At 50.3% G+C, this 20,011-nt stretch carries 19 protein-coding genes and 1 riboswitch; of the genes, 2 read left to right on the top strand and 17 right to left on the bottom strand.

Annotated elements, in window-relative coordinates; translation table 11 throughout:
- Nucleotides 1-3 precede the first annotated feature (3 nt).
- From HXZ99_RS07980 to trxA, 9 genes are all read right to left on the bottom strand, one after another.
- Nucleotides 4-1,338, bottom strand: coding sequence for an MFS transporter (locus HXZ99_RS07980; protein ID WP_194756761.1), 1,335 nt, complete (start codon nt 1,336-1,338; stop codon nt 4-6).
- Nucleotides 1,313-2,152 (bottom strand): phosphotransferase, encoded by an 840-nt coding sequence (locus HXZ99_RS07975; RefSeq protein ID WP_194756760.1) that lies wholly within the window; start codon nt 2,150-2,152, stop codon nt 1,313-1,315. The genes HXZ99_RS07980 and HXZ99_RS07975 overlap by 26 nt, the downstream gene beginning before the upstream one ends.
- Nucleotides 2,153-2,182: 30 nt before the next feature.
- Nucleotides 2,183-2,800, bottom strand: coding sequence for a nicotinamide riboside transporter PnuC (pnuC, locus tag HXZ99_RS07970; RefSeq protein WP_194756759.1), 618 nt, complete (start codon nt 2,798-2,800; stop codon nt 2,183-2,185).
- Nucleotides 2,793-3,047: a YkoF family thiamine/hydroxymethylpyrimidine-binding protein gene (locus HXZ99_RS07965; RefSeq protein WP_194756758.1), complete on the bottom strand. Its 255-nt coding sequence runs from the start codon at nt 3,045-3,047 to the stop codon at nt 2,793-2,795. Before HXZ99_RS07965 ends, pnuC begins: the two co-directional genes overlap by 8 nt.
- 12 nt (nt 3,048-3,059) lie before the next feature.
- Nucleotides 3,060-5,183 (bottom strand): TonB-dependent receptor, encoded by a 2,124-nt coding sequence (locus HXZ99_RS07960; RefSeq protein ID WP_194756757.1) that lies wholly within the window; start codon nt 5,181-5,183, stop codon nt 3,060-3,062.
- Between the two features lie 61 nt (nt 5,184-5,244).
- Nucleotides 5,245-5,358, bottom strand: a riboswitch (TPP riboswitch).
- 65 nt (nt 5,359-5,423) lie between these two features.
- Nucleotides 5,424-6,125 carry an NAD(P)H-flavin reductase gene (gene fre, locus HXZ99_RS07955; RefSeq protein ID WP_194756756.1) on the bottom strand — a complete coding sequence of 234 codons (702 nt, stop codon included), beginning with the start codon at nt 6,123-6,125 and terminating at the stop codon, nt 5,424-5,426.
- Between the two features lie 4 nt (nt 6,126-6,129).
- Complete coding sequence (gene ubiD, locus HXZ99_RS07950; RefSeq protein ID WP_194756755.1) at nt 6,130-7,599, bottom strand: 4-hydroxy-3-polyprenylbenzoate decarboxylase; 1,470 nt, start codon at nt 7,597-7,599, stop codon at nt 6,130-6,132.
- Between the two features lie 3 nt (nt 7,600-7,602).
- Nucleotides 7,603-8,865, bottom strand: coding sequence for a transcription termination factor Rho (gene rho / locus HXZ99_RS07945; RefSeq protein WP_194756754.1), 1,263 nt, complete (start codon nt 8,863-8,865; stop codon nt 7,603-7,605).
- A 480-nt stretch (nt 8,866-9,345) separates the two neighbouring features.
- Nucleotides 9,346-9,672 (bottom strand): thioredoxin TrxA, encoded by a 327-nt coding sequence (trxA, locus tag HXZ99_RS07940; RefSeq protein WP_194756753.1) that lies wholly within the window; start codon nt 9,670-9,672, stop codon nt 9,346-9,348.
- Between the two features lie 100 nt (nt 9,673-9,772).
- On the opposite strand from trxA, the gene rhlB reads away from it, so the two are divergent.
- A complete protein-coding gene (gene rhlB / locus HXZ99_RS07935) occupies nt 9,773-11,041 on the top strand; it encodes an ATP-dependent RNA helicase RhlB (RefSeq protein WP_194756752.1) in 1,269 nt (422 codons plus the stop codon).
- Between the two features lie 25 nt (nt 11,042-11,066).
- Nucleotides 11,067-12,554, top strand: a complete 1,488-nt coding sequence (locus HXZ99_RS07930; RefSeq protein WP_194756751.1) for a Ppx/GppA phosphatase family protein — start codon at nt 11,067-11,069, stop codon at nt 12,552-12,554.
- A gap of 5 nt (nt 12,555-12,559) precedes the next feature.
- Here HXZ99_RS07930 and hemB read toward each other — a convergent pair whose 3' ends face one another.
- From hemB to ubiB, 8 genes are all read right to left on the bottom strand, one after another.
- Nucleotides 12,560-13,570: a porphobilinogen synthase gene (gene hemB, locus HXZ99_RS07925; protein WP_194756750.1), complete on the bottom strand. Its 1,011-nt coding sequence runs from the start codon at nt 13,568-13,570 to the stop codon at nt 12,560-12,562.
- A gap of 79 nt (nt 13,571-13,649) precedes the next feature.
- Nucleotides 13,650-15,488, bottom strand: coding sequence for a sensor domain-containing diguanylate cyclase (locus tag HXZ99_RS07920; protein WP_194756749.1), 1,839 nt, complete (start codon nt 15,486-15,488; stop codon nt 13,650-13,652).
- Nucleotides 15,481-16,293 carry a TatD family hydrolase gene (locus HXZ99_RS07915; RefSeq protein WP_194756748.1) on the bottom strand — a complete coding sequence of 271 codons (813 nt, stop codon included), beginning with the start codon at nt 16,291-16,293 and terminating at the stop codon, nt 15,481-15,483. The genes HXZ99_RS07920 and HXZ99_RS07915 overlap by 8 nt, the downstream gene beginning before the upstream one ends.
- A 10-nt stretch (nt 16,294-16,303) precedes the next feature.
- A complete protein-coding gene (locus tag HXZ99_RS07910; RefSeq protein WP_194756747.1) occupies nt 16,304-16,957 on the bottom strand; it encodes a hypothetical protein in 654 nt (217 codons plus the stop codon).
- A complete protein-coding gene (gene tatC, locus HXZ99_RS07905) occupies nt 16,954-17,682 on the bottom strand; it encodes a twin-arginine translocase subunit TatC (protein WP_194756746.1) in 729 nt (242 codons plus the stop codon). The genes HXZ99_RS07910 and tatC overlap by 4 nt, the downstream gene beginning before the upstream one ends.
- 1 nt (nt 17,683) lies before the next feature.
- Complete coding sequence (gene tatB / locus HXZ99_RS07900) at nt 17,684-18,082, bottom strand: Sec-independent protein translocase protein TatB (RefSeq protein WP_194756745.1); 399 nt, start codon at nt 18,080-18,082, stop codon at nt 17,684-17,686.
- A 3-nt stretch (nt 18,083-18,085) separates the two neighbouring features.
- Complete coding sequence (gene tatA / locus HXZ99_RS07895) at nt 18,086-18,334, bottom strand: twin-arginine translocase TatA/TatE family subunit (RefSeq protein WP_194756744.1); 249 nt, start codon at nt 18,332-18,334, stop codon at nt 18,086-18,088.
- Between the two features lie 33 nt (nt 18,335-18,367).
- Complete coding sequence (gene ubiB / locus HXZ99_RS07890; protein ID WP_194756743.1) at nt 18,368-20,008, bottom strand: ubiquinone biosynthesis regulatory protein kinase UbiB; 1,641 nt, start codon at nt 20,006-20,008, stop codon at nt 18,368-18,370.
- Between the last annotated feature and the right edge of the window lie 3 nt (nt 20,009-20,011).

Below are 20,011 nucleotides of genomic sequence, written 5' to 3'. Positions count from 1 at the left end.
TTGCTACTCAACCGCTGGCAAACGCAGGGCACGGTAGCCCGCAATCAACCCAATGAAAACCAGTAAGGTAAGTACCGCATGGGTGCCAGCAAATTCATCCAGCACCCCGAGTAGAATCCCCAACAGCAGAATAATCCCGATCACGGTATTGCTCACTGCCGTGTATTGCGCACGATTTTCTTGATTTGCCATATCCACCAGATAGGTCTTGCGACCAACGCGCGCACCGTGATGGGCCACAGCCGCAAGGAAAATAATCGCGCCACCCACCACCACATGCCCCAAAAGCGGCGCTGATAATGCGGCGATCACGAGCGTAAGCACCATCACTAACGAGGCCATAAATGCCGCGGCCGCCATCACATGGTGACTCGCCGAATCCGACCAAACACCCCAGAAACGTCCGGCTAGCATACCCGCAGCGCCACTTGCGAGCATGAGGCTTCCCAACCCCGTAAGGGCGCCACTGCTTTCTCGCTGAATTAAAACCACAATGTAGGGAATAGCAAAAGCAGAGGACACGAGCAGTGCGCGGGTTGCCACGAAGGCCCCAAACTGACGGTCACGCCAAAGCAAGGAGAGTGATTTAATCGCCTCGGTAATCGCATTTCCACCGCCCTGAGTTGCCCCCGGTACTTCCGGCAGCAGCGCAAAACTCCACGCAGCGACTAACCACAACATGCCTGCGCCACCGAACAGCAACACAAACAAGCCCATGGTTCCTTCCACCTCGGGGGCAAAAATAATCAATAATGCGGTAGCAAGGGTCATAAATCCGGCGCTCGTGGCAGCTAATCCGGTGAGGCGCCCACGCCGGGTTTTAGAAATCGTTTTTCCGGTGACATCTTTCATTGCCACCGAGCAAACGCCCCGAGACAAGCTAAACACTGTGAGCCAAGCGATCACCCACCAGCCAAACCCTAACGGCGTTAACTGGGTTTCCGTATTTAGCCAGAATAAGCCGGCGACAATTGCAAACAAGGCGATCGCCTGCCCGATGGATCCGGCCACCCAAAACCATTTTCGTAGCGGGCGCTCACGCATGCGTTGGGCAACAAACAATTGGGGCAACAGCGCCAACGATTCTCTCAGCGGAACTAACATGCTGATAAAGAAAGCAGGGGCCCCGGTCACCGAGAGCATCCACGGCAGAATCAAACGAGCACTCACCAGAGAATCACCGAGCTTGGTTAAGGTAAGCGACCACAGATGCAACATGAAGGCTTTCGGTTGCTCTGAACACGCATCTTCGGGGATGTCTTTACATACCCGCGCATCTTCATCCTCTGCAAGATACTGGTACAGTGTTTCGCTAATATCCCGTTTGTGCTTGCTCATGGTGCGGCTCCCTTGCGTTCTGGCTGTTCTCTTGCGCATGTGCAATGGCATCTTGAACACTAAACCAAATACGATTCACCAAGGCAACTAAGCGCACCCAATCGCGCAACTCATCGCGCTCTATCCGATGTTCAGAAAACTGCGAATAGCTATCGAGTAGCGTATCTATCTCGTCATCGTATAAATCATTAATTACTAATGTAGACGCGAGATCAAAGGCGGGATGTCCATAGCCGGCATATTCCCAATCAATCACTTGTGGCTGTTCTAGAAGAAACACATGTTCAGCGTTTAGATCATGATGACAAAAGACATGCGGACCCTGTTCCCAGCGCTGAAATAGATCGTCGTAGCTTGCACAATCATCGCGCGCTTGCTGCGCGGCTTTTGGATGATACTTTTCGAGTGTTTTGCAGTACTCTTCCACGCGCTCGCGCAAACTCCAGCGCGCGCCAGAAGGTGTTTCCAGATGAATACGGGCAAGAGTGCGGCCTAACAGGTCGGCGCGCTTGATCGGATCAAACTCATCAGCAATGGTGGTTGCATCAATCCAACGAAAAACACAGACACCCTGCTCTGTATCAGACCAAATCACATCGGGAGCAATACCACTCGCCGCCAATGCTCGATCGAGCATAACCGTATCACCCGTGACGCGGCCAAAGGCCGCATCATGGGCGTATTGTTTCACTAGATATTGGAGCTGACCATTGCTGATGCGCCAGGTTGCATTTGCTAAATCCCGTCCCACCGATACGGCCTTCCATGTACCGTGCTCTGGAAGGTGGGCAAGACATCCCGTGGGAAATTGCATGCATCAAACCTCTGTGCTGACGTCAGCTATTTACGTCCGTGCAAGCACTGACTGTGATTTTACACCTTGGCGATAATCCCGCCGCCAACGATAAAAGCCTATGATAGACATGATGACATAAACTGCAGCAAGAGTCCCAGTCACATAATACTCTTTCAACATGAATAACCAGACATACATGCTGTTAATCACAATCCAATATAGCCAATTCTCCAGAACTTTGCGCGCCACTAAATAGGTGGCGAACAAGCTGAACAGTGTGGTCACTGTATCGAGTTCTGGAAACACAGCATCCGTGTGTAAACGCAGATGAATTGAAATAACAATGCTACTGACGATCAACAGGAAAATCCAAACGACGTGAAAACCGAGAGGCTTTGTGGAAATCGGCGCGGCACCGTTAGTCGCTTTGTTGCGCCATACCCAGTAGCCATAAAACGCAATGACCACGTAATAGGCTTGCAAGCCGGATTCCATGTACAGCTGGCCGTGATAAAAGAACCACGAGAACAGCGAGGCGCTCGCAATCGCCGCCGGCCAACACCACAGGCTTTGTCGAATGGCAAAGACCACATAGACAATCGCCAAGGCAACCGCGGTAAGTTCTACCGGGGACGACATTTCAAGAATATCGAGCAGCCTATCCATTTGGGTTGAGATCGCGGTTGATAAATTTGCACACCAAAACCTGAGATGGAACCTTCTGATATACCCTCTCAAGCTCATCGGTCACAATCGTCATCACGGTACGATAATCACCGAAGATTTGTGTACTCATGGTGTTCGTGTTTACCGTAATCTCAGAGTAAGTTGCTAAACGCTCAACAAACTCTTTAATCACTGGCCGAAATTCATCGGCCAGTGGGTATAAACTAATTTCTGCTGAGAATTGCATCGTTCACCTCAGTTAAAATCGATAGCGTGCAGTGACACCCACACGACGTGGCTCGCCCCACTGCACATAAGTTTCAGGTGCATAGTCTTTACGTGGGTCATTGCCGAAATAGAATCCACGGGTGGTGTAATCTTCATCGAACAAATTACGCGCCCACAGACTCAATTCCCAATCGCCGATGGCGTAATTTAAACGCGCATGCAGTAATTGATACGGTGATGACTTTTGATCATGGGTGTTGGAGTAATAGAAACGATCGCGGGCATCCACTTCTACGCGCAGGGTGAGTCCTTGACCGAGTTCAAAATCTCCACCCACATGGGCTTGATAGCGAGGAGCATGGGCCTGACTACGGCCACGCAGATTGCTTCCGTCCCGTAGCAACAAATCGTTAAATTGTGTTTCTAACAATCCTAACGAAGCAAATAGGCGAACGCGGTCGGTTGCAAAGTAGTTAACCGATGCCTCTAAACCATAGTTGCTGCCATCGGATGCGTTATCCACATAGGTCACAAACACGCCATCACGTTCTACGTACGCATTTACTTGCATGTCGTCGCGCCAGCTGTAAAACGCGTTTACTTGGAACTGCAGGCTATGCTCTGGCAAAAATGCCTTGTAACCCACTTCCACACTCGTCAGATACTCTGGACTAAAGGTCGCTCTCGACTCTAAAAACTCCCGATGGTCTTCAAGATTACGGTCTTCGACGCGGCCAAGGGCTTCACCATTCACGCCACCAGCCTTAAAACCGCGAGTAGCCGTTGCATAGACCTGACGCATAGGTGCCAATGCATACTCAACGCTGACCCGTCCGCCCCAAGCAGAGTCGGTCGGTTCTGCGGTAATGCCCCGACTATCGGCATAGTCGTTGCCATAGCGCTCCCAGCGCAAGCCATACGTAAGACGCAAACGATCGGTCAGTTGCTGCTGGAGTTCTGCATAAGCTGCCGTACGATGCGTGTCGTAGCGGCTGGCAAAGGGTGCGCTTAAGTAGGTGTATTCACGGTCCAAATCTTGCCGACGCGCTTGGTAGTAAACACCATAGAGCCAATCTGTTGGCAAGCCGAAGAGCGCGATCGGTTGGTCTGATAAAATACGTCCTTCTACTTCCACTTGCTCGCGGTCTCGGAAGTAGGCATCAAAACTATTATATTCCCAGCCCGGACGAATGCCTTCAAACGCCCAGTCTTCGTCGTAGCTATATTCAGATTTTGCCCACAATGCCGACGTCATCAATTCAACAATATAGCCATCGTTACCAGAATAGGTGGCGGCAACGCGGCCGGCGTGGCTATCCAAGGTATCGCGGCCAGGGGTGTCCGACAGGGTTTGGCGATTGCCGTCTAATGACCAAGCATCGTAACCATTATCGATATCAAAACGATGGTAGGTGAAATCTAAGGTCAGATCCTCGCTCACCAGCCATGTGCTGTTTAAGCGCAGTGTCAGCTCATCTTTGTTTTGAGTGTCCTTGCGGTCAAGAAAAATATTCTCTTGGAAGCCATCACTAACAAAACTATACAATGAACCGCGCATGGCAAACTGATCGCTAAAGCCATGCTGAAGAGCAACGCCGGCGGCATAGGTATTATAATTTGCCCACAACGCCTCAACCTGTCCGCCGCTGCTAAAATCAACCGGCTCAGAACCAAGGTAGATCACCCCAGCCATGGCATCAGCCCCATAACGGGTGCTTTGCGGACCGCGGAACACTTCCACTTGACCGATATCGAACAAGGTACCGGCGGCGCCAATACCACTGTAATTAATCCCGTCGATAATCAAGCCCACTGATGGATTGATCGGATCGACAAATTGGCTACGTTCGCCAATACCGCGGATTTGGAAAAAGCTGCTGCGGCTCGCGCCAGAGGCAAGATTAACATTCGGTGCCATGATAAGGGCGTTTTCAAGATGATCGGCTTCACGGCCACGCAAATCTTCACCGTGCAGCACAGACACACTACCCGCCACATCTTCAATGCCACGGGCGCGGAAATCGCCAATAATCAGGATGCGTTCGATAGATTGTGCGTCTTGTTCAACGTTGTCTTCTGCGGCCACAGAAAATGGCACGAGAACACCAAGAGAGAGTGCGGTACAAACCGCGCGAGTTACTTTTGAAATAGTCATGCTGGATCTCTTCTTTTGAATACCTGCTAAAAGATGAGATCCGGTTATCCGCCGTATTGGTCTGAAGTGCATTACCAATCCCTACGCCAGTATTAACCGGATCAGGTACAAAGAGTTCGGAATTAGCCTTCGCCAACTCACATCTCAGCCCACATGGGCACCCCTTTGGTAATCGTTGTGTTTGCCGCAGCTACCCACGCCAAACCAACGCCGCGCAGTATAACGACTTTGCGATGAATTTCAAATAAAGCTCAGCGCATCGCCAAAAAGTTGTTGCTTCGGTAAGCCCATGGCATGAAATGTATCGCGGGCGACCCGGACCATTTCAAAACGACCCGCAATGTACACATCATAGCGCGCGATATCATCGCAATGATCAGACACCGCATTGAGCACTAAACCTTGTTTCACGGCATCTTCGCTACCCGCCTGTTGTTCCAGTACGGGTACATAATCAAAATGGCTATGTGCTTTTGCCAAGCTTAATAATTCATCGTGCATGTACAAGTCGCTCAACTGCCGCGCGCCCCAAAACAACACCACGGGTTGATCCGTATTGCGGGCCAGATGCGCTTGTAAAATAGACCAGGTGTAAGAAAAACCGGTCCCGCCTGCGATAAGCAGCAGGGGGCGTGTTCGATCCGCATCGTAGCCGGCGTCGCCGTGCGGCAAGCTCACATTCAGCTGACCTTGGCTGCGAATGGCTTCAAGCACTTCCCACGCATACGGATTGTCTGGAGTCGCCCCAAGATGCAAACTAACACGACGACCCTCTGCTGGCGTCGATGCAATCGAAAATGGACGCTGATCACGTTCTCCCATCACCACCAATAAATATTGTCCTGGGGTGTACGCGACCGCTTCTGGCAATTCCAAATCGACAAGATAAACAAAATCGTTCACTGCTTCACAGCGACGTACTTCGGCAACACATTGATACATATAACTAGTCCAGAATTCCTAACTCATCCCACAACGCATCAACACGCTGCTTTGTGGCCTCATCCATCGTAATGGGGGTTCCCCATTCACGATCCGTTTCACCAGGCCATTTATTGGTTGCATCTAACCCCATCTTCGAGCCCAAACCTGCAACAGGCGACGCGAAATCTAAATAATCGATCGGGGTATTCTCGATCAATACAGTATCCCGAGCCGGATCCATGCGCGTTGTAATCGCCCAAATCACATCTTTCCAATCACGCGCGTTTACGTCGTCATCGCAGACAATCACAAATTTGGTGTACATAAACTGGCGCAGAAATGACCATACTCCGAGCATGACCCGCTTGGCATGACCGGGATACGACTTCTTCATCGTCACCACGGCCATACGATAGGAACAGCCTTCAGGCGGTAAATAGAAATCGACGATCTCTGGAAACTGCTTCTGCAAAATAGGAACGAACACCTCATTCAGTGCCACGCCCAAAATTGCTGGCTCATCCGGGGGCCGGCCAGTATAGGTACTGTGATAAATCGGATCTTTACGATGGGTAATATGGGTCACGGTAAACACAGGAAATTTCTCAACTTCGTTGTAATAGCCCGTGTGATCACCATAGGGTCCTTCTTCTGCCATCTCGCCCGGTTCGATATACCCTTCCAAGACAAACTCAGCATGAGCGGGAACCTGCAGGTCATTACTGACGCAGCTCACCACTTCGGTTTTACTGTCCCGCAACAAGCCGGCAAAAGCATACTCAGACAGCGTATCTGGCACCGGTGTCACTGCGCCTAGAATGGTCGCTGGATCCGCACCTAACGCCACCGATACGGGAAAACGCTGGCCGGGATTCTGCAAACAAAATTCGCGAAAATCGAGTGCACCACCGCGGTGACTCAGCCAACGCATGATCAACTTGTTTTTGCCAAGCAATTGCTGCCGATAAATGCCGAGGTTCTGGCGCTTTTTCAATGGCCCTTTGGTCACCGTGAGACCCCAGGTTACTAGCGGGGCAACATCACCGGGCCAACAGTGCTGAATTGGAATTGAGGTGAGATCGACATCATCACCGGACACCACCACTTCTTGGCAGGGTGCTTTTTTGAGAACTTTCGGGGCCATGCTCAGTACTTTCTTTAGCAAGGGTAACTTCGACATGGCGTCTTTGAAGCCCGCAGGCGGCTCAGGCTCTTTTAGATACGCGAGTAATTTACCCACCTCGCGCAACTGCGCAACGTCACTTTGGCCCATACCCATAGCCACGCGCTCGGGTGTACCAAACAAATTGGCAAGTACAGGGATGGTATGGCCTTTCGGATTCTCAAATAACAATGCCGGACCACCCGCTTTTAGCGTGCGGTCGGCAATTTCTGTCATTTCCAGCTTAGGGTCGATTTCCGTCGTGATGCGTTTCAACTGTCCTTGTTGCTCAAGCTGAGCAAGGAAATCTCGGAGATCACGATACTTCATGGATTATTTTGACCGTTTCATAGAATCAAAGAATTCATCATTGGTTTTTGTCATTTGCAATTTATCAATGACAAACTCGACCGCTTCAATCTCACCCATAGGGTGAACGATTTTCCGCAGAATCCACATTTTTTGCAGCTCATCAGGTGTGGTTAACAACTCTTCGCGACGGGTGCCCGAACGGTTGTAATCAATGGCTGGGAAAACACGCTTCTCGGCGATTTTACGGTTCAGGTGTAATTCCATGTTACCCGTCCCTTTAAATTCTTCGTAGATGACTTCATCCATCTTCGAGCCGGTATCGATCAGTGCCGTGGCGATGATGGTCAACGAGCCACCCTCTTCTACATTCCGAGCTGCACCAAAGAAACGCTTTGGCTTATGCAACGCATTGGCATCCACACCACCGGTCAGTACTTTTCCTGAACTGGGTATAACGGTGTTATATGCGCGCGCTAAACGCGTAATCGAATCGAGCAAAATTACCACATCACGCTTGTGTTCTACCAAACGCTTGGCTTTTTCAATCACCATTTCTGCTACTTGAACGTGTCGGCTGGCTGGCTCATCGAAGGTTGATGCAATCACTTCGCCTTTCACCAAGCGTTGCATTTCGGTCACTTCTTCTGGACGCTCATCAATCAGCAGTACCATCAAATCACAATCTGGGTGATTGGCCGCAATAGATTGCGCAATGTTTTGCAGAAGCAAGGTTTTACCTGCTTTCGGTGGCGCAACAATCAAGCCACGTTGGCCCTTACCGATAGGTGAGGCTAAATCAAGAATACGTGCGGTGATGTCTTCGGTTGAACCATTACCACGTTCCATGCGCAAACGCTCATTGGCGTGCAACGGGGTTAAGTTTTCAAATAAGATTTTATTGCGCGAGTTTTCTGGTTTATCGAAGTTTACTTCACGGATTTTCAGAAGCGCGAAATAACGCTCGCCTTCCTTCGGTGGCCGTATTTTTCCCGCTACGGTATCACCCGTACGCAAGTTAAAACGACGAATTTGGCTAGGCGATACATAAATATCGTCTGGGCCGGCCAAGTAAGAGGAATCGCCGGAGCGAAGGAAGCCAAAGCCGTCTTGGAGGATTTCAAGAACGCCATCACCGAAGATATCTTCGCCGCTCTTTGAATGAGCTTTGAGGATGGCAAAGATAATGTCTTGTTTGCGCAAGCGCGCCATATTGTCCAAGCCCATTTCTGCGGCTAGGTTTACCAATTCATTGACGGGCTTGTTCTTTAATTCAGTCAGATTCATAGTCGGTAGGTTTTAATCAGTGGTTAGATTTGAGGTTTGCGTTCCACCATGGCACAGAAATATGTCAGTTCTGAGAATGCCAATTGTGAATGCGTATGTCGTTAAAGCTGTGCTCTTATTGAGTTTCGATTTCTATCTTGCATGTGCCGTAGAACGCTGTGTGAGGCAACCATACAGCCGAAGCCGATGACAGAACCAATACGTCAACTACGTTGAACAACACACCTTCGGATTTGTTTACGGGTAACTTTATTATCTGCTTGCGGGCTAGCAAGCAACATGCAGCAGTCTGGAAAGCGATGATTTACTGAAGCTGGTTTGTAGTGGCTCAGCATCAGAAGTGCTGCCGAGGTAAAAGTAACACCAAAAATTTAAATCGTCCAGTTTTTAAACGCCCTTATGCCTGTTTGCACAAAGGGCGTTCAAATTTCAGGTCCAAATGGAGCCACCCATGGGATGTTTCCTTGACCTTCTGGAACTTTAGACGTGTTCGTTGAGGAACTCTGCCAATTGCGTTTTTGACATCGCGCCTACTTTGGTTCCAATCACTTCACCATTCTTAAACAGCAATAAAGTTGGAATACCACGAATACCATACTTCGGAGGCGTCTGATTGTTGTGGTCAACGTTCAGCTTACCCACTTTCAGTTTGCCTGCGAATTCATCGGCAACTTCATCGAGGATCGGCGCAATCATCTTGCACGGACCACACCACTCGGCCCAAAAATCTACGAGAACCGGTTGATCAGCGTTAATCACGTCGGCTTCGAAGCTATCGTCACTTAGCTGAACAATATTATCACTCATGTTGCATCTCCAATCGGTTGCATGCATTGCTAACTTTTTTGTAGCAGCGCATTATATTCTGTTTTCTAATGCAAGTCTAAACCTGTTAAACTCTGCACCTATGAGCAAAAAACACCTTACTGAAACCCAATTTGCCGCCTTGGGTTTGCATCCTAAAGTTCTGGATGCTTTAAATCAAATCGGCTATGAGTTCTGTACGCCAATACAAGCAATGAGCTTGCCACTTGCGTTGCAGGGCAAAGATGTGGCTGGTCAAGCACAGACCGGCACCGGAAAAACTATCGCTTTTCTTGTGGCATTATTCAACCACTTGATGACGAATCCCAAGAGAAATCCGGACGAAACGCAACCACGTGCCCTTGTTATGGCTCCTACGCGAGAACTTGCCGTTCAGATCGCTAACGACGGTGAAGCTATTGCAAAAAGCTGCGGCCTGAAAATGGCGGTGGTTTACGGCGGTGAGGGCTACGATGCCCAACGCGCCGAGCTGCAAGAAGGCGTTGACGTGTTAATCGGCACCTGTGGGCGCTTAATTGATTACTTCAAACAGGGCGCCTATAAACTCGATAATATCGATGTGGTTGTGCTCGACGAAGCCGATCGTATGTACGATCTAGGCTTTATCGATGATGTCCGTTACATGTTGAAAAAAATGCCACCGGCGCCGGAGCGTCTCAATTTATTATTTTCAGCCACCCTTTCACACCGCGTGAAAGAGCTTGCTTACGAACAAATGAACGATCCAACCAGTGTTGAGATCGAGCCTGAGCAAATGACAGGCGCCCGAATCGAAGAAGAGCTGTTCTATCCTTCAAAGCCAGACAAAATTAAGTTATTGCTTACATTACTTGAAGAAGATTGGCCGGATAAAGCAATTGTTTTCAGTAATACCAAGCATGGGTGCAGTTACGTTTACCACTGGTTACTTGCTGACAAGCATCGCGTTGGTCTTCTCACCGGTGACGTACCGCAACGCAAACGTCTCCGTATTCTGGAAGATTTTACCGAAGGAAAGATCGACATTCTTGTGGCCACCGATGTTGCCGCCCGCGGTTTACATATTCCTGCGGTAAGTCACGTCTTCAACTACGATTTACCTGACGACTGTGAAGATTACGTGCACCGTATCGGCCGCACTGGTCGTGCCGGCGCTAGCGGTAAAGCGATTAGTTTTGCCTGTGAAGAGTATGTCTACAATTTGCCAGCCATTGAGAATTACATTCAACATGAAATTGCCGTCACCAAATATGACAGCGATGCCCTGTTAACTGATCTCAAGAAGCCGCACATTCCCCAAAAACGTCGCCTGCAAAGTGGTCGCGAACATAGCCGCCGCCACTCCGGACCGCGCCAACGTAAGCACGGTTAAACGACGATAGAACGGAGCCCATACGATGCGATCAAAACAATATTATGCCGCCATCGACTTGGGCTCCAATAGTTTCCACATGCTCGTAGTGCGTGTGGTTGCCGGTTCCCTGCAAGTGGTCTCTAAAATTCGCCGTAAAGTGCGTCTTGCTGGAGGCCTTACAGCGCAAGGTGACCTCGATGAGGAAGCGCGCACGCGCGCGCTCGATTGCTTAGCTATTTTTGCCGACCGGGTGCGCGATATTGCCCCGGAAAACATTACCGCCGTGGGTACGGCAACCCTGCGAAAACTTAAAGACTCCGACCCTTTCTTACAGCAAGTTCGCGATACCCTCGGGCATCCGCTCCGTATCATCAGTGGCGATGAAGAAGCCGCGACTATCTTTCAGGGGATTGCCCACACGACCTCAGTACAAGGCGCCATGTTAGTGATTGATATTGGGGGTGCCAGCACTGAAATCATCGTGGGTGAGGGCTTTGAGTCACGTTATTTGCAAAGTCTTGATATGGGCTGTGTCACGCTTATTAATGAGTTTTTTCACGACGGCGACATTACCCGCAGCAATACTGATGCAGCCATTGCCAAGGTTCAAAAACTGATTCAACCGCACGTAGGCGCTTATCAGCAGCATGGCTGGGAATCTGCGCTCGGCGCATCCGGCACCTTTAAGTCCCTCGAGGAGATTGCCATTGCCCGTGGGCTACCACTGCGTTTTACCCTTACCTGGTTAGAACAACTCCTGCAAGAATGCATTAATTTCGGCAGTATTGAGGCCCTTGATGTTCATGGCTTGCGCCCTGTTCGGCGGCCGGTGTTTATCACCGGTTTATGCATCCTCATCGGTGCGTTTCGAAGTCTTGGTATGAAAACCATTGAAGCAACGGAAGGTGCACTTCGTGAGGGCTTAATTTACGGCATGCTCGAAGAACTCCAACACAACGATGTGCAATTACGCACGCTCGAAAGCCTGACCGAAAGTTATCATCTGGATGCAGACCAAATTGCTCGCGTTGAAAAGCTCGCTGATCAATATTTAGAGGCCTGCCCAGAGTCATGGATGGATATTCAAGGAGAAAGTGCCGAACGGTTAGCACGGGCGGTCAGTTATCTGCATGAAATCGGCCTTACCCTAAACTACAAGCACGCGAGCAGCCACGGCCGCTATATGCTTGCCAATACCAACTTGCCTGGATTCTCCGTACGTGAACGCGAGTTCTTGTTGGAGTTACTTGGCGGTGTGGCCGGTATAATCGACGATGATGCAGAGCCTGAATCACTACCCGATTACTTACCTTTAGCGCGACTCAGTCGGGTGCTACGACTGGCTGTATTAGGCTGCCAGCGCCGCCGCGACGATATGATAGCCAATGGCATCCTCACGGTGAACGACGATCACTTTGTTTTGAATTTTCCGAAGGGTTACTTACAAGCCAATCCCTATTTACGGAGCCTGTATGAAAAAGAAGCGCTGTGGCAACAGCGCTTCGGGGGCTTAACCTTGAACGAAGTGTAATCGGGCTACTTTTGCTCGTTGAGTTGTTGCGCCACGCGTTTCGCGAAGTACGTTAGAATGCCGTCCGCGCCCGCCCGTTTAAACGCCAGTAATGATTCATAGATAGTCGCTTCGCCCAACCACCCTTTTTCGATAGCGGCCATGTGCATCGCGTATTCGCCGCTTACTTGATAAGCAAAGGTAGGCACGTTAAAGGTCTCTTTCACGCGCCGCACCACATCCAAATAAGGCATGCCGGGTTTTACCATGACCATGTCGGCACCCTCTTCCAAGTCTAGGGCTATTTCGTGCAGTGCTTCATCACCGTTGGCCGGATCCATTTGATAGGTTTTCTTATCCGCCCCTTTTAGATTTCCAGCCGATCCGACAGCATCGCGGAATGGCCCGTAATAAGCAGATGCATACTTGGCTGAATAGGCCATGATTTGCACCATTGGGAAGCCGGCTTGTTCTAGCGCTTCGCGAATCGCGCCGATACGTCCATCCATCATATCCGATGGAGCCACCACATCAGCGCCAGCCTCGGCATGAGACAAGGCTTGCTTTACGAGGGCTTCGGTAGTGATATCATTTTGCACATAACCACTCGCATCGATAATGCCATCTTGACCGTGGGTGGTAAACGGGTCGAGGGCCACGTCGGTCATGATCCCAATATTCGGCACCGCCTGCTTAACTGCCCGTACCGCCTGCTGCGCAAGGCCTTCTGAATTCCACGCTTCTTCAGCCAACTCCGATTTCGCACTGTCTGGGGTTACCGGAAAGATTGCGATCATGGGAATGCCTAGTGCATATAATTCTTTTGCTTCCGCCACGAGATGATCAATAGAAACACGCTCAATGCCCGGCATTGATGCTATCGCCTCTCTTTTTCCTTCTCCCGGAAGCACAAACATGGGATAGATAAGATCTGCAGTCGTGAGATGGTTTTCCGCCACTAAACGACGACTAAACTCGTGCCGGCGTAAGCGACGCATTCTACGCATGGGAAATCCAGCAAAGGGGTAGACAGACATGGTTTATCCTATTTCGTGCATGTTGCTGTGTATTGTACTGGAAAATGGTAAAAAAAGACGAATCCGCCGAGGATAATTGCTACTCATCGGAGGCAAGCATCTGAACCACTTGGTCGCGTCCTTGTGATTTCGCGCGATACAACGCCTTATCAGCCGCATCTAATAAATCCTGACCGCTTGCCTTAGGCGAAGTCGCTGTATGGGTTGCAACACCAAAGCTGGCGGTAACTTTTAGCGGGCCTGCTGCACTTTGAAACGGCTCTGAGCGAATAGCCGTACGTAAACGCTCGGCCACTTTATGCGCGGCATCTGCATCCGTTCCGGGCAATACCACAACAAACTCCTCGCCCCCGTAACGACACACAAAATCGTGGACGCGACTCGCGGTTTCTTGCAATCGTTTGGCAAATGCCACGAGCACATCATCACCGATCATGTGTCCATAGGTATCGTTTAGGGCCTTAAAGTTATCGATATCAACCATAATTACCGATAATGGCTGCCCGCGCTGCTCAGATTCACTGAATTCTTGCAACAGCCGTTCATCAAAATAGCGCCGATTAAATAGGCGCGTGAGTCCGTCTTCATGACTCTTACGCTCAAGCTCAATATTGGCAAGTTTTAAGCGAGCGGTGACTTGTTCCAACTCTGCAGTGCGCTCTGCCACACGGGCCTCTAAAGCCTCATTCAATTCACGCTGAGCTGCTTGCGCCTCAAGCGCATGTCTCAATGCACTATCTTGGGCTTCAAGTTTTTGTGTTCGCTCTTCCGAGTACATTAACGTGACTACCCACGACAGCAGCAAGACCTCGATACCGGAGCCGATCATAATGGCATATCGTTGAATAAACTGGCCGTCGAGAATTCCCAGATAACCTAGCGCATTGAAAATGATGGAAACCAAAAAGGTAAACCATGCCAACATAAATATTTGCGCATACATCATGCCGCGCAACCACATCGCCGCGCCAAGAACCATCACATAACTGCATGCAATAACTGCAAATGCGAGCAGCATACGAATTGTCAAAGAATAGGGTAACAGCATGCTGGCTACGGCGATAATGCCCGCGACAATGCCTAAAATCACTAGCCCGCGGTGCCAATTAGGCCCATTCTTTCGCAAGTTGAGCAATTGCGTAATAAATAGCGTTGCAAAGACGAAGGCAAAGCCCCCAAAGAGCACGATGGCGCGCTCCTGCAACCAAATAAACTCGGGCCACAAATAGCGAAAGCCGACACCACTGAGCGCTGACATCAGCAAACCGGTAAAAACCACATAAACAGAGTAACTAAAAAAACTGGTCTCGCGTGTAACTACATAGCCGAAAAGGTTGTACACCACCATGCAAATCAATACGCCAAAATACAATCCCACCGCCACACTCAGCGGTCCCTGACTGGCGTAAAAACTGCTATCTTGCCAGATATACAATGGCACGCGAACCGAGCTAGTTGTTTCCACTCGAAGGAACGCGGTGTGGGCATGATCAAACGGTATTTTGGTCACAAAGGAATTGGCTAAAATAGGGCGCTCGGGAAAGGGGAGCCGGTCGCCCATTGCATAATGCACAGGCGCTTGCTCAGGCGTTACATAATAGAGTCGCACGTCATCGATAAGCGGATACTCAATTTGCAACAAGCGGTCGCCCGTGCCCGCCGGAATATCAATGCGAAACCAAAAAGGACTGGTGTCATAACCAAACGAAATAGAGTCAGTACCGAGTGAGGTCCAGGCTTGTTCTGGCAGTGCCATGACCTGCTCAAAGATATATTCAGCATTGCTATCTTTTACATACGAAACGGATGGAACTATGCGCTCTTCAGCAGCTGCGGTGCTCATAGAAAGACATGCACATAGCACGATAATCAGTGGCCAGAGTCCTTTCCATCGATGTGCAGCAGCCCATTTAGCCATGACGTATCTCCGCAGTCGAAGCCGGCCAATCGCCAAATAAAGTTACTGCGTTGCGGCTACTGATTACTGCAATATCGTTCTCAAATTGTTGTCTCAGCCGCGCCACTTCTTGCACAACGTAGGGTAAATACGCGGGCGTATTGGTCCGTGATTTTGGTTTTGGCCTGATGGTGCGAGGTAATAGATAAGGGGCGTCAGTTTCCAGTAACAAACGGTCATCGGGGATATGCAGCAATGCCTGTTGCAAATCCAAGCCACGACGTTCATCACAAACCCAACCGGTGATACCGATATAGCAATCGCGGGCTAAATAGGCCTCGAGACTGGCTTGGTCGCCCGTAAAGCAATGGGTGAACGCGCCCGGCAGTTCTCCAATATAGTCATCTAGAATACTTAACTGATCGGCAAGGGCGTCACGCTCATGCAGGTAAACTGGAAGCTGCAACTCGACAGCGAGTTCCAGTTGCTCTGCAAACACCCGACGCTGAACCGCCGGTGGTGAATAGTTGCGATTATAGTCCAACCCACACTCACCCATAGCGCGCACACCCGGTTGCTTGGCCAAATCACGGAGACGTTCTATATAATCGGTCGGAACCTGCGCTGCATCATGAGGATGGACACCGACCGTTGCCACGCAGTGGGGCCACTGCACGGCTAACTGAGCTGCATCGGCGCTAGTTTCTAGCGAGGTCCCGATCAACACCATACGGGTAACGCCATGCTGCTGTGCGTTTTGCATGGTTTCCGCGATTCGATCACGAAACGCGGGGGCCGTAAGGTTTACGCCACAATCGACAAGCATGACGGCATGCCTACCGATCTAACCGCACACGAATCCGCCGATTCTGGCCATCAGTACCCAAGAAGTAGCTATTTAATAAACGTCCTTCTTCAATGTAATACTGAGTGCTGGCACTGTAATGGAAAGTCTCCGTACCTTGCTGACGCCAAACCTGTCCATTGTCTAAACGGAACAGCCAGACGCCGCGTGGATTCTGCCACGCTTCCACAATATTCACATACTCACGGCCTTCGATCGGTTTACCCGACTGTTCCGCCTGTTCTTGCCGACGCTGTTCAGCTTCACGAGCGCGCGCTTCGGCTTGCTCAGCACGCTGTTCTGCTGCGCGGGCACGCGCTTCTGCTTCGCGAGCGCGCTCTTCACTTTGCCGCTGGGCCCATTCTACGCGTTCTTCCGGATCCATTTGTTCACGTGCTTCCTCAGCACGAGCCTGTCCCCGTGTGCGCGCATCGGCACCACGGCCCTGCGCTGCGCCGCGGCCGCGCTCTCGCGCCGACGTTGCTTCAATACCCGCAGCAAGCTCATCAAAACAATCGAGGCGTTGTAGGGCGCTTTGAATCTGCGCACAGGCCTTCAATTGGGCACTCACTGATTCGTCAGCACTTAAGGGCGAACTCGTCATCACCAATGCACTTGCAATTACTAATTTTGCGGCAAACCTCACGGCTGTTCCTCCTTTGTTTTATTTGTATAAAAGCCAGCCAACACTATGCCTAGTTCATACAGTAACCACATCGGAACTGCAAGTAAGGTCTGGGAAATTACGTCCGGTGGCGTGAGTAGCATACCGACCACAAAAACCGCCACAATCACATAGGGGCGTTTCTCTCTCAGGGTTTGCGGTGTAACGGTTCCGCTCCAGCATAACAACATAATGGCAACCGGAATTTCGAATGCAATTCCGAAAGCAAAGAAAATTTTAAGCACGAAATCCAAATAGCTGGAGATGTCGGTGGCTATGGTGATGCCTTCCGGTGCCATGCTGGTAAAAAAGGCAAATGCGAGTGGCAGCACCACATAGTAGGCAAACGCGATGCCTGCATAAAACAGTAAGCTGCTACTAATGAGCAAAGGCGCAACCAAGCGCTTCTCTTTTTGGTACAGCGCGGGAGCAATAAAACGCCAGATTTGATGCAGCAGAAATGGGATGGCGACTAGCACCGCAACCACGAGGGTAAGTTTAAATGGGGCAAAGAATGGCGCGCCGACATCGGTGGCAATCATGCTGGTTCCCTCAGGCAAGTGTGCCATAAGGGGATCCGCCAGCCAGCGGTAGAGATCGCGCGCAAAGTAGATCAAACTTACGAAAATCAACATCACAACGGCTACTGATCGCAGTAGGGTTTTGCGCAACTCCGCTAAGTGATCGAGTAAGCCTGCTTCTTGCATCCTAAGAATCCTTTGGCTTGCTGGGATCTGAGGCGTTATCGCTCTGATCGGAGGCTGGCGTGTTGCTCTCTTGGTCGGAAGTTTCTTGTCCAGAATCAAGCTCTGGTGCATAGGGTTGCCGCACTGACGCAGCCGCCCGTTGCAACTCCTCTAGCGAACGCTTTAACTCGGGGGAGAGGTTTTCCATATCTTCCGCCGATTCAATTTGCTTTAAATGATCGTGCAGTTCCTTCACGCGCAATTCATGATTAATCTCGGCTTCCATTCGACTACCAAAGGCTCGGAATTTCGCAATGCTGCGCTGCAATGAGCGGATAGCACCGGGCAGGCGCTCAGGGCCGAGCACTAAAAGCCCGATAACCGCTATGATCAGTAATTCCCAAAAGCCGATATCAAACATAGATTAATCGCGCTTCTGCGACTCCTGCTCAGATTGCTTTTCGTTACTGTCCTCTGGTGAGGCAGAATCCGACGAAGGCTTTTGCAATTGCTCAGTTTCTTTCTTATCCGCCTTCTGATCCGAATCCATTTCTTTCTTAAAGCCCCGAAACGCAGAACCTAAATCACTACCCAAGCCGCGCAGGCGTTTACTTCCAAACACCAACACCACAATGAGCAGAATGATTAATAATTGCCAAATACTAATACCCATGTTGTTTCTCTCTTTACGTTTTCAACGTCTCGTTTAAGGTTTGGCCGACCACGCTCGCCACCACGTCAGTACGGCTGCTACGCCCGTTACTGTGGGCCAAATCATTGTCATTGGCGCGACTACGAACGCCGCGGTTGTTATAGTTAAACTTGCCGCCAGCAAGCTCCACCAGCGGCTCACCGCTGCCCGCTTCTGGTGTTCTAAGAACACATCTGCATAATGCTGGGCATTGCGACTGCTATTGCGTACCTGCTTTAACGTATCGTATAGCAAAGTCGGCATTTCCGGCAGCTTTTCTGCCCAATAGGGCGCTTGCTCTTTTAAGCTTCTGACCAGCGCGCGCCAGCCAATTTGCTCTTGCATCCAACGTTCTAAATAGGGCTTTGCCGTTTTCCACAAATCCAGCTGCGGATAGAGTTGGCGGCCCAAACCTTCCACATACAATAGGGTTTTTTGCAATAACACCAACTGCGGCTGAACTTCCATTTCAAAGCGTCGTGCGGTGTTAAACAAATTCAGAAGCACGTTAGCGAAGGAAATTTCTGCCAATGGTTTTTCAAAAATGGGTTCACATACCGTACGGATAGCCGACTCAAACTCCTCAATATTGGTGTTTGTGGGCACCCAGCCTGAATCCACATGTAATTCTGCGACTTTGCGATAATCTCGATTAAAAAAGGCGATAAAGTTTTCCGCAAGATAACGTTTATCTTCCCGGTTTAGGGTACCGACGATGCCAAAATCCACCGCAAAATATCGTGGGTTACTGGCCGATTCTGGGTCGACAAAAATATTCCCCGGGTGCATATCCGCATGGAAGAAGGAATCACGGAATACCTGCGTAAAGAACACTTCAACACCGCGCTCCGCCAAGGTTTTCAAATCAATACCAAGCTCGCGAATGCGCGCCACATCGTTCACTGGAATGCCATAGATACGTTCCATCACCATCACGTTCGGGCGCGTATACTCACTGAAAACCTCAGGGATATACAGGAGTTCCGAATCGGTAAAGTTACGGCGCAACTGAATTGCATTGGCCGCTTCGCGATCCAAGCTCAACTCGTTATATAGGGTTTTGCGATACTCTTGGAGAACTTCCACGGGTTTCAAGCGTTTGCCATCAGGCAAATAGCGTGCGGCTAATCCAGCTACCGCTTCCATTAACTCTAGATCCGCATCAATGGTTTTCACAATGCCCGGACGCGTGACTTTCACCACGACATCTTGAGTCGCTCCCGTTTCTTTATGGCGGATGGTGGCCGCATGCACTTGCGCAATCGACGCGGAGGCAATGGGTGTTACCGTGAAGGATTCAAATAGCTCAGAAATGTCGGCGATGCCCAAAGATTCCTGAACCATCCGCTGGGCCTCCTCACCGGGAAATGGCACCACCCGATCTTGCAACATCGACAGCTGTAAAATCATCTCGGGTTCAAGCAAGTCATGCCGTGTTGATAACATTTGGCCCAGTTTCACATACACCGGACCGAGTGCTTCTAACGCCATGCGCAAGCGTTCTGCTAAGGGTTTATCCGGGTATCTATTGCGTAGCCAAAACGCACTGCGGCGCCATAATCGGATGTACCAGGGCAGCCAGCGCCGTGGAATTAAATCATCCACTCCGTGCTTAAGCAGCGTACTAAAAATTTTATATAAGCGAAAAGCTCGCACCGG

Origin of the sequence: Aliidiomarina indica (assembly GCF_015354615.1) — a bacterium.
GTDB classification, from domain to species: Bacteria; Pseudomonadota; Gammaproteobacteria; order Enterobacterales; family Alteromonadaceae; genus Aliidiomarina; species Aliidiomarina indica.
This window is presented reverse-complemented; position numbering and strand designations above follow the sequence as displayed.

What these genes read in the sequence shown, in the direction of transcription:
- HXZ99_RS07980 (WP_194756761.1), bottom strand. Translation starts at nt 1,338, where the DNA reads ATGAGCAAGCACAAACGGGATATTAGCGAAACACTGTACCAGTATCTT.
- tatB (WP_194756745.1), bottom strand. Translation starts at nt 18,082, where the DNA reads ATGTTTGATATCGGCTTTTGGGAATTACTGATCATAGCGGTTATCGGG.
- HXZ99_RS07930 (WP_194756751.1), top strand. Translation starts at nt 11,067, where the DNA reads ATGCGATCAAAACAATATTATGCCGCCATCGACTTGGGCTCCAATAGT.
- rhlB (WP_194756752.1), top strand. Translation starts at nt 9,773, where the DNA reads ATGAGCAAAAAACACCTTACTGAAACCCAATTTGCCGCCTTGGGTTTG.
- tatA (WP_194756744.1), bottom strand. Translation starts at nt 18,334, where the DNA reads ATGGGTATTAGTATTTGGCAATTATTAATCATTCTGCTCATTGTGGTG.
- HXZ99_RS07975 (WP_194756760.1), bottom strand. Translation starts at nt 2,152, where the DNA reads ATGCAATTTCCCACGGGATGTCTTGCCCACCTTCCAGAGCACGGTACA.
- tatC (WP_194756746.1), bottom strand. Translation starts at nt 17,682, where the DNA reads ATGCAAGAAGCAGGCTTACTCGATCACTTAGCGGAGTTGCGCAAAACC.
- HXZ99_RS07915 (WP_194756748.1), bottom strand. Translation starts at nt 16,293, where the DNA reads ATGCTTGTCGATTGTGGCGTAAACCTTACGGCCCCCGCGTTTCGTGAT.
- rho (WP_194756754.1), bottom strand. Translation starts at nt 8,865, where the DNA reads ATGAATCTGACTGAATTAAAGAACAAGCCCGTCAATGAATTGGTAAAC.
- trxA (WP_194756753.1), bottom strand. Translation starts at nt 9,672, where the DNA reads ATGAGTGATAATATTGTTCAGCTAAGTGACGATAGCTTCGAAGCCGAC.
- HXZ99_RS07960 (WP_194756757.1), bottom strand. Translation starts at nt 5,183, where the DNA reads ATGACTATTTCAAAAGTAACTCGCGCGGTTTGTACCGCACTCTCTCTT.
- HXZ99_RS07965 (WP_194756758.1), bottom strand. Translation starts at nt 3,047, where the DNA reads ATGCAATTCTCAGCAGAAATTAGTTTATACCCACTGGCCGATGAATTT.
- pnuC (WP_194756759.1), bottom strand. Translation starts at nt 2,800, where the DNA reads ATGGATAGGCTGCTCGATATTCTTGAAATGTCGTCCCCGGTAGAACTT.
- ubiD (WP_194756755.1), bottom strand. Translation starts at nt 7,599, where the DNA reads ATGAAGTATCGTGATCTCCGAGATTTCCTTGCTCAGCTTGAGCAACAA.
- fre (WP_194756756.1), bottom strand. Translation starts at nt 6,125, where the DNA reads ATGTATCAATGTGTTGCCGAAGTACGTCGCTGTGAAGCAGTGAACGAT.
- HXZ99_RS07920 (WP_194756749.1), bottom strand. Translation starts at nt 15,488, where the DNA reads ATGGCTAAATGGGCTGCTGCACATCGATGGAAAGGACTCTGGCCACTG.
- hemB (WP_194756750.1), bottom strand. Translation starts at nt 13,570, where the DNA reads ATGTCTGTCTACCCCTTTGCTGGATTTCCCATGCGTAGAATGCGTCGC.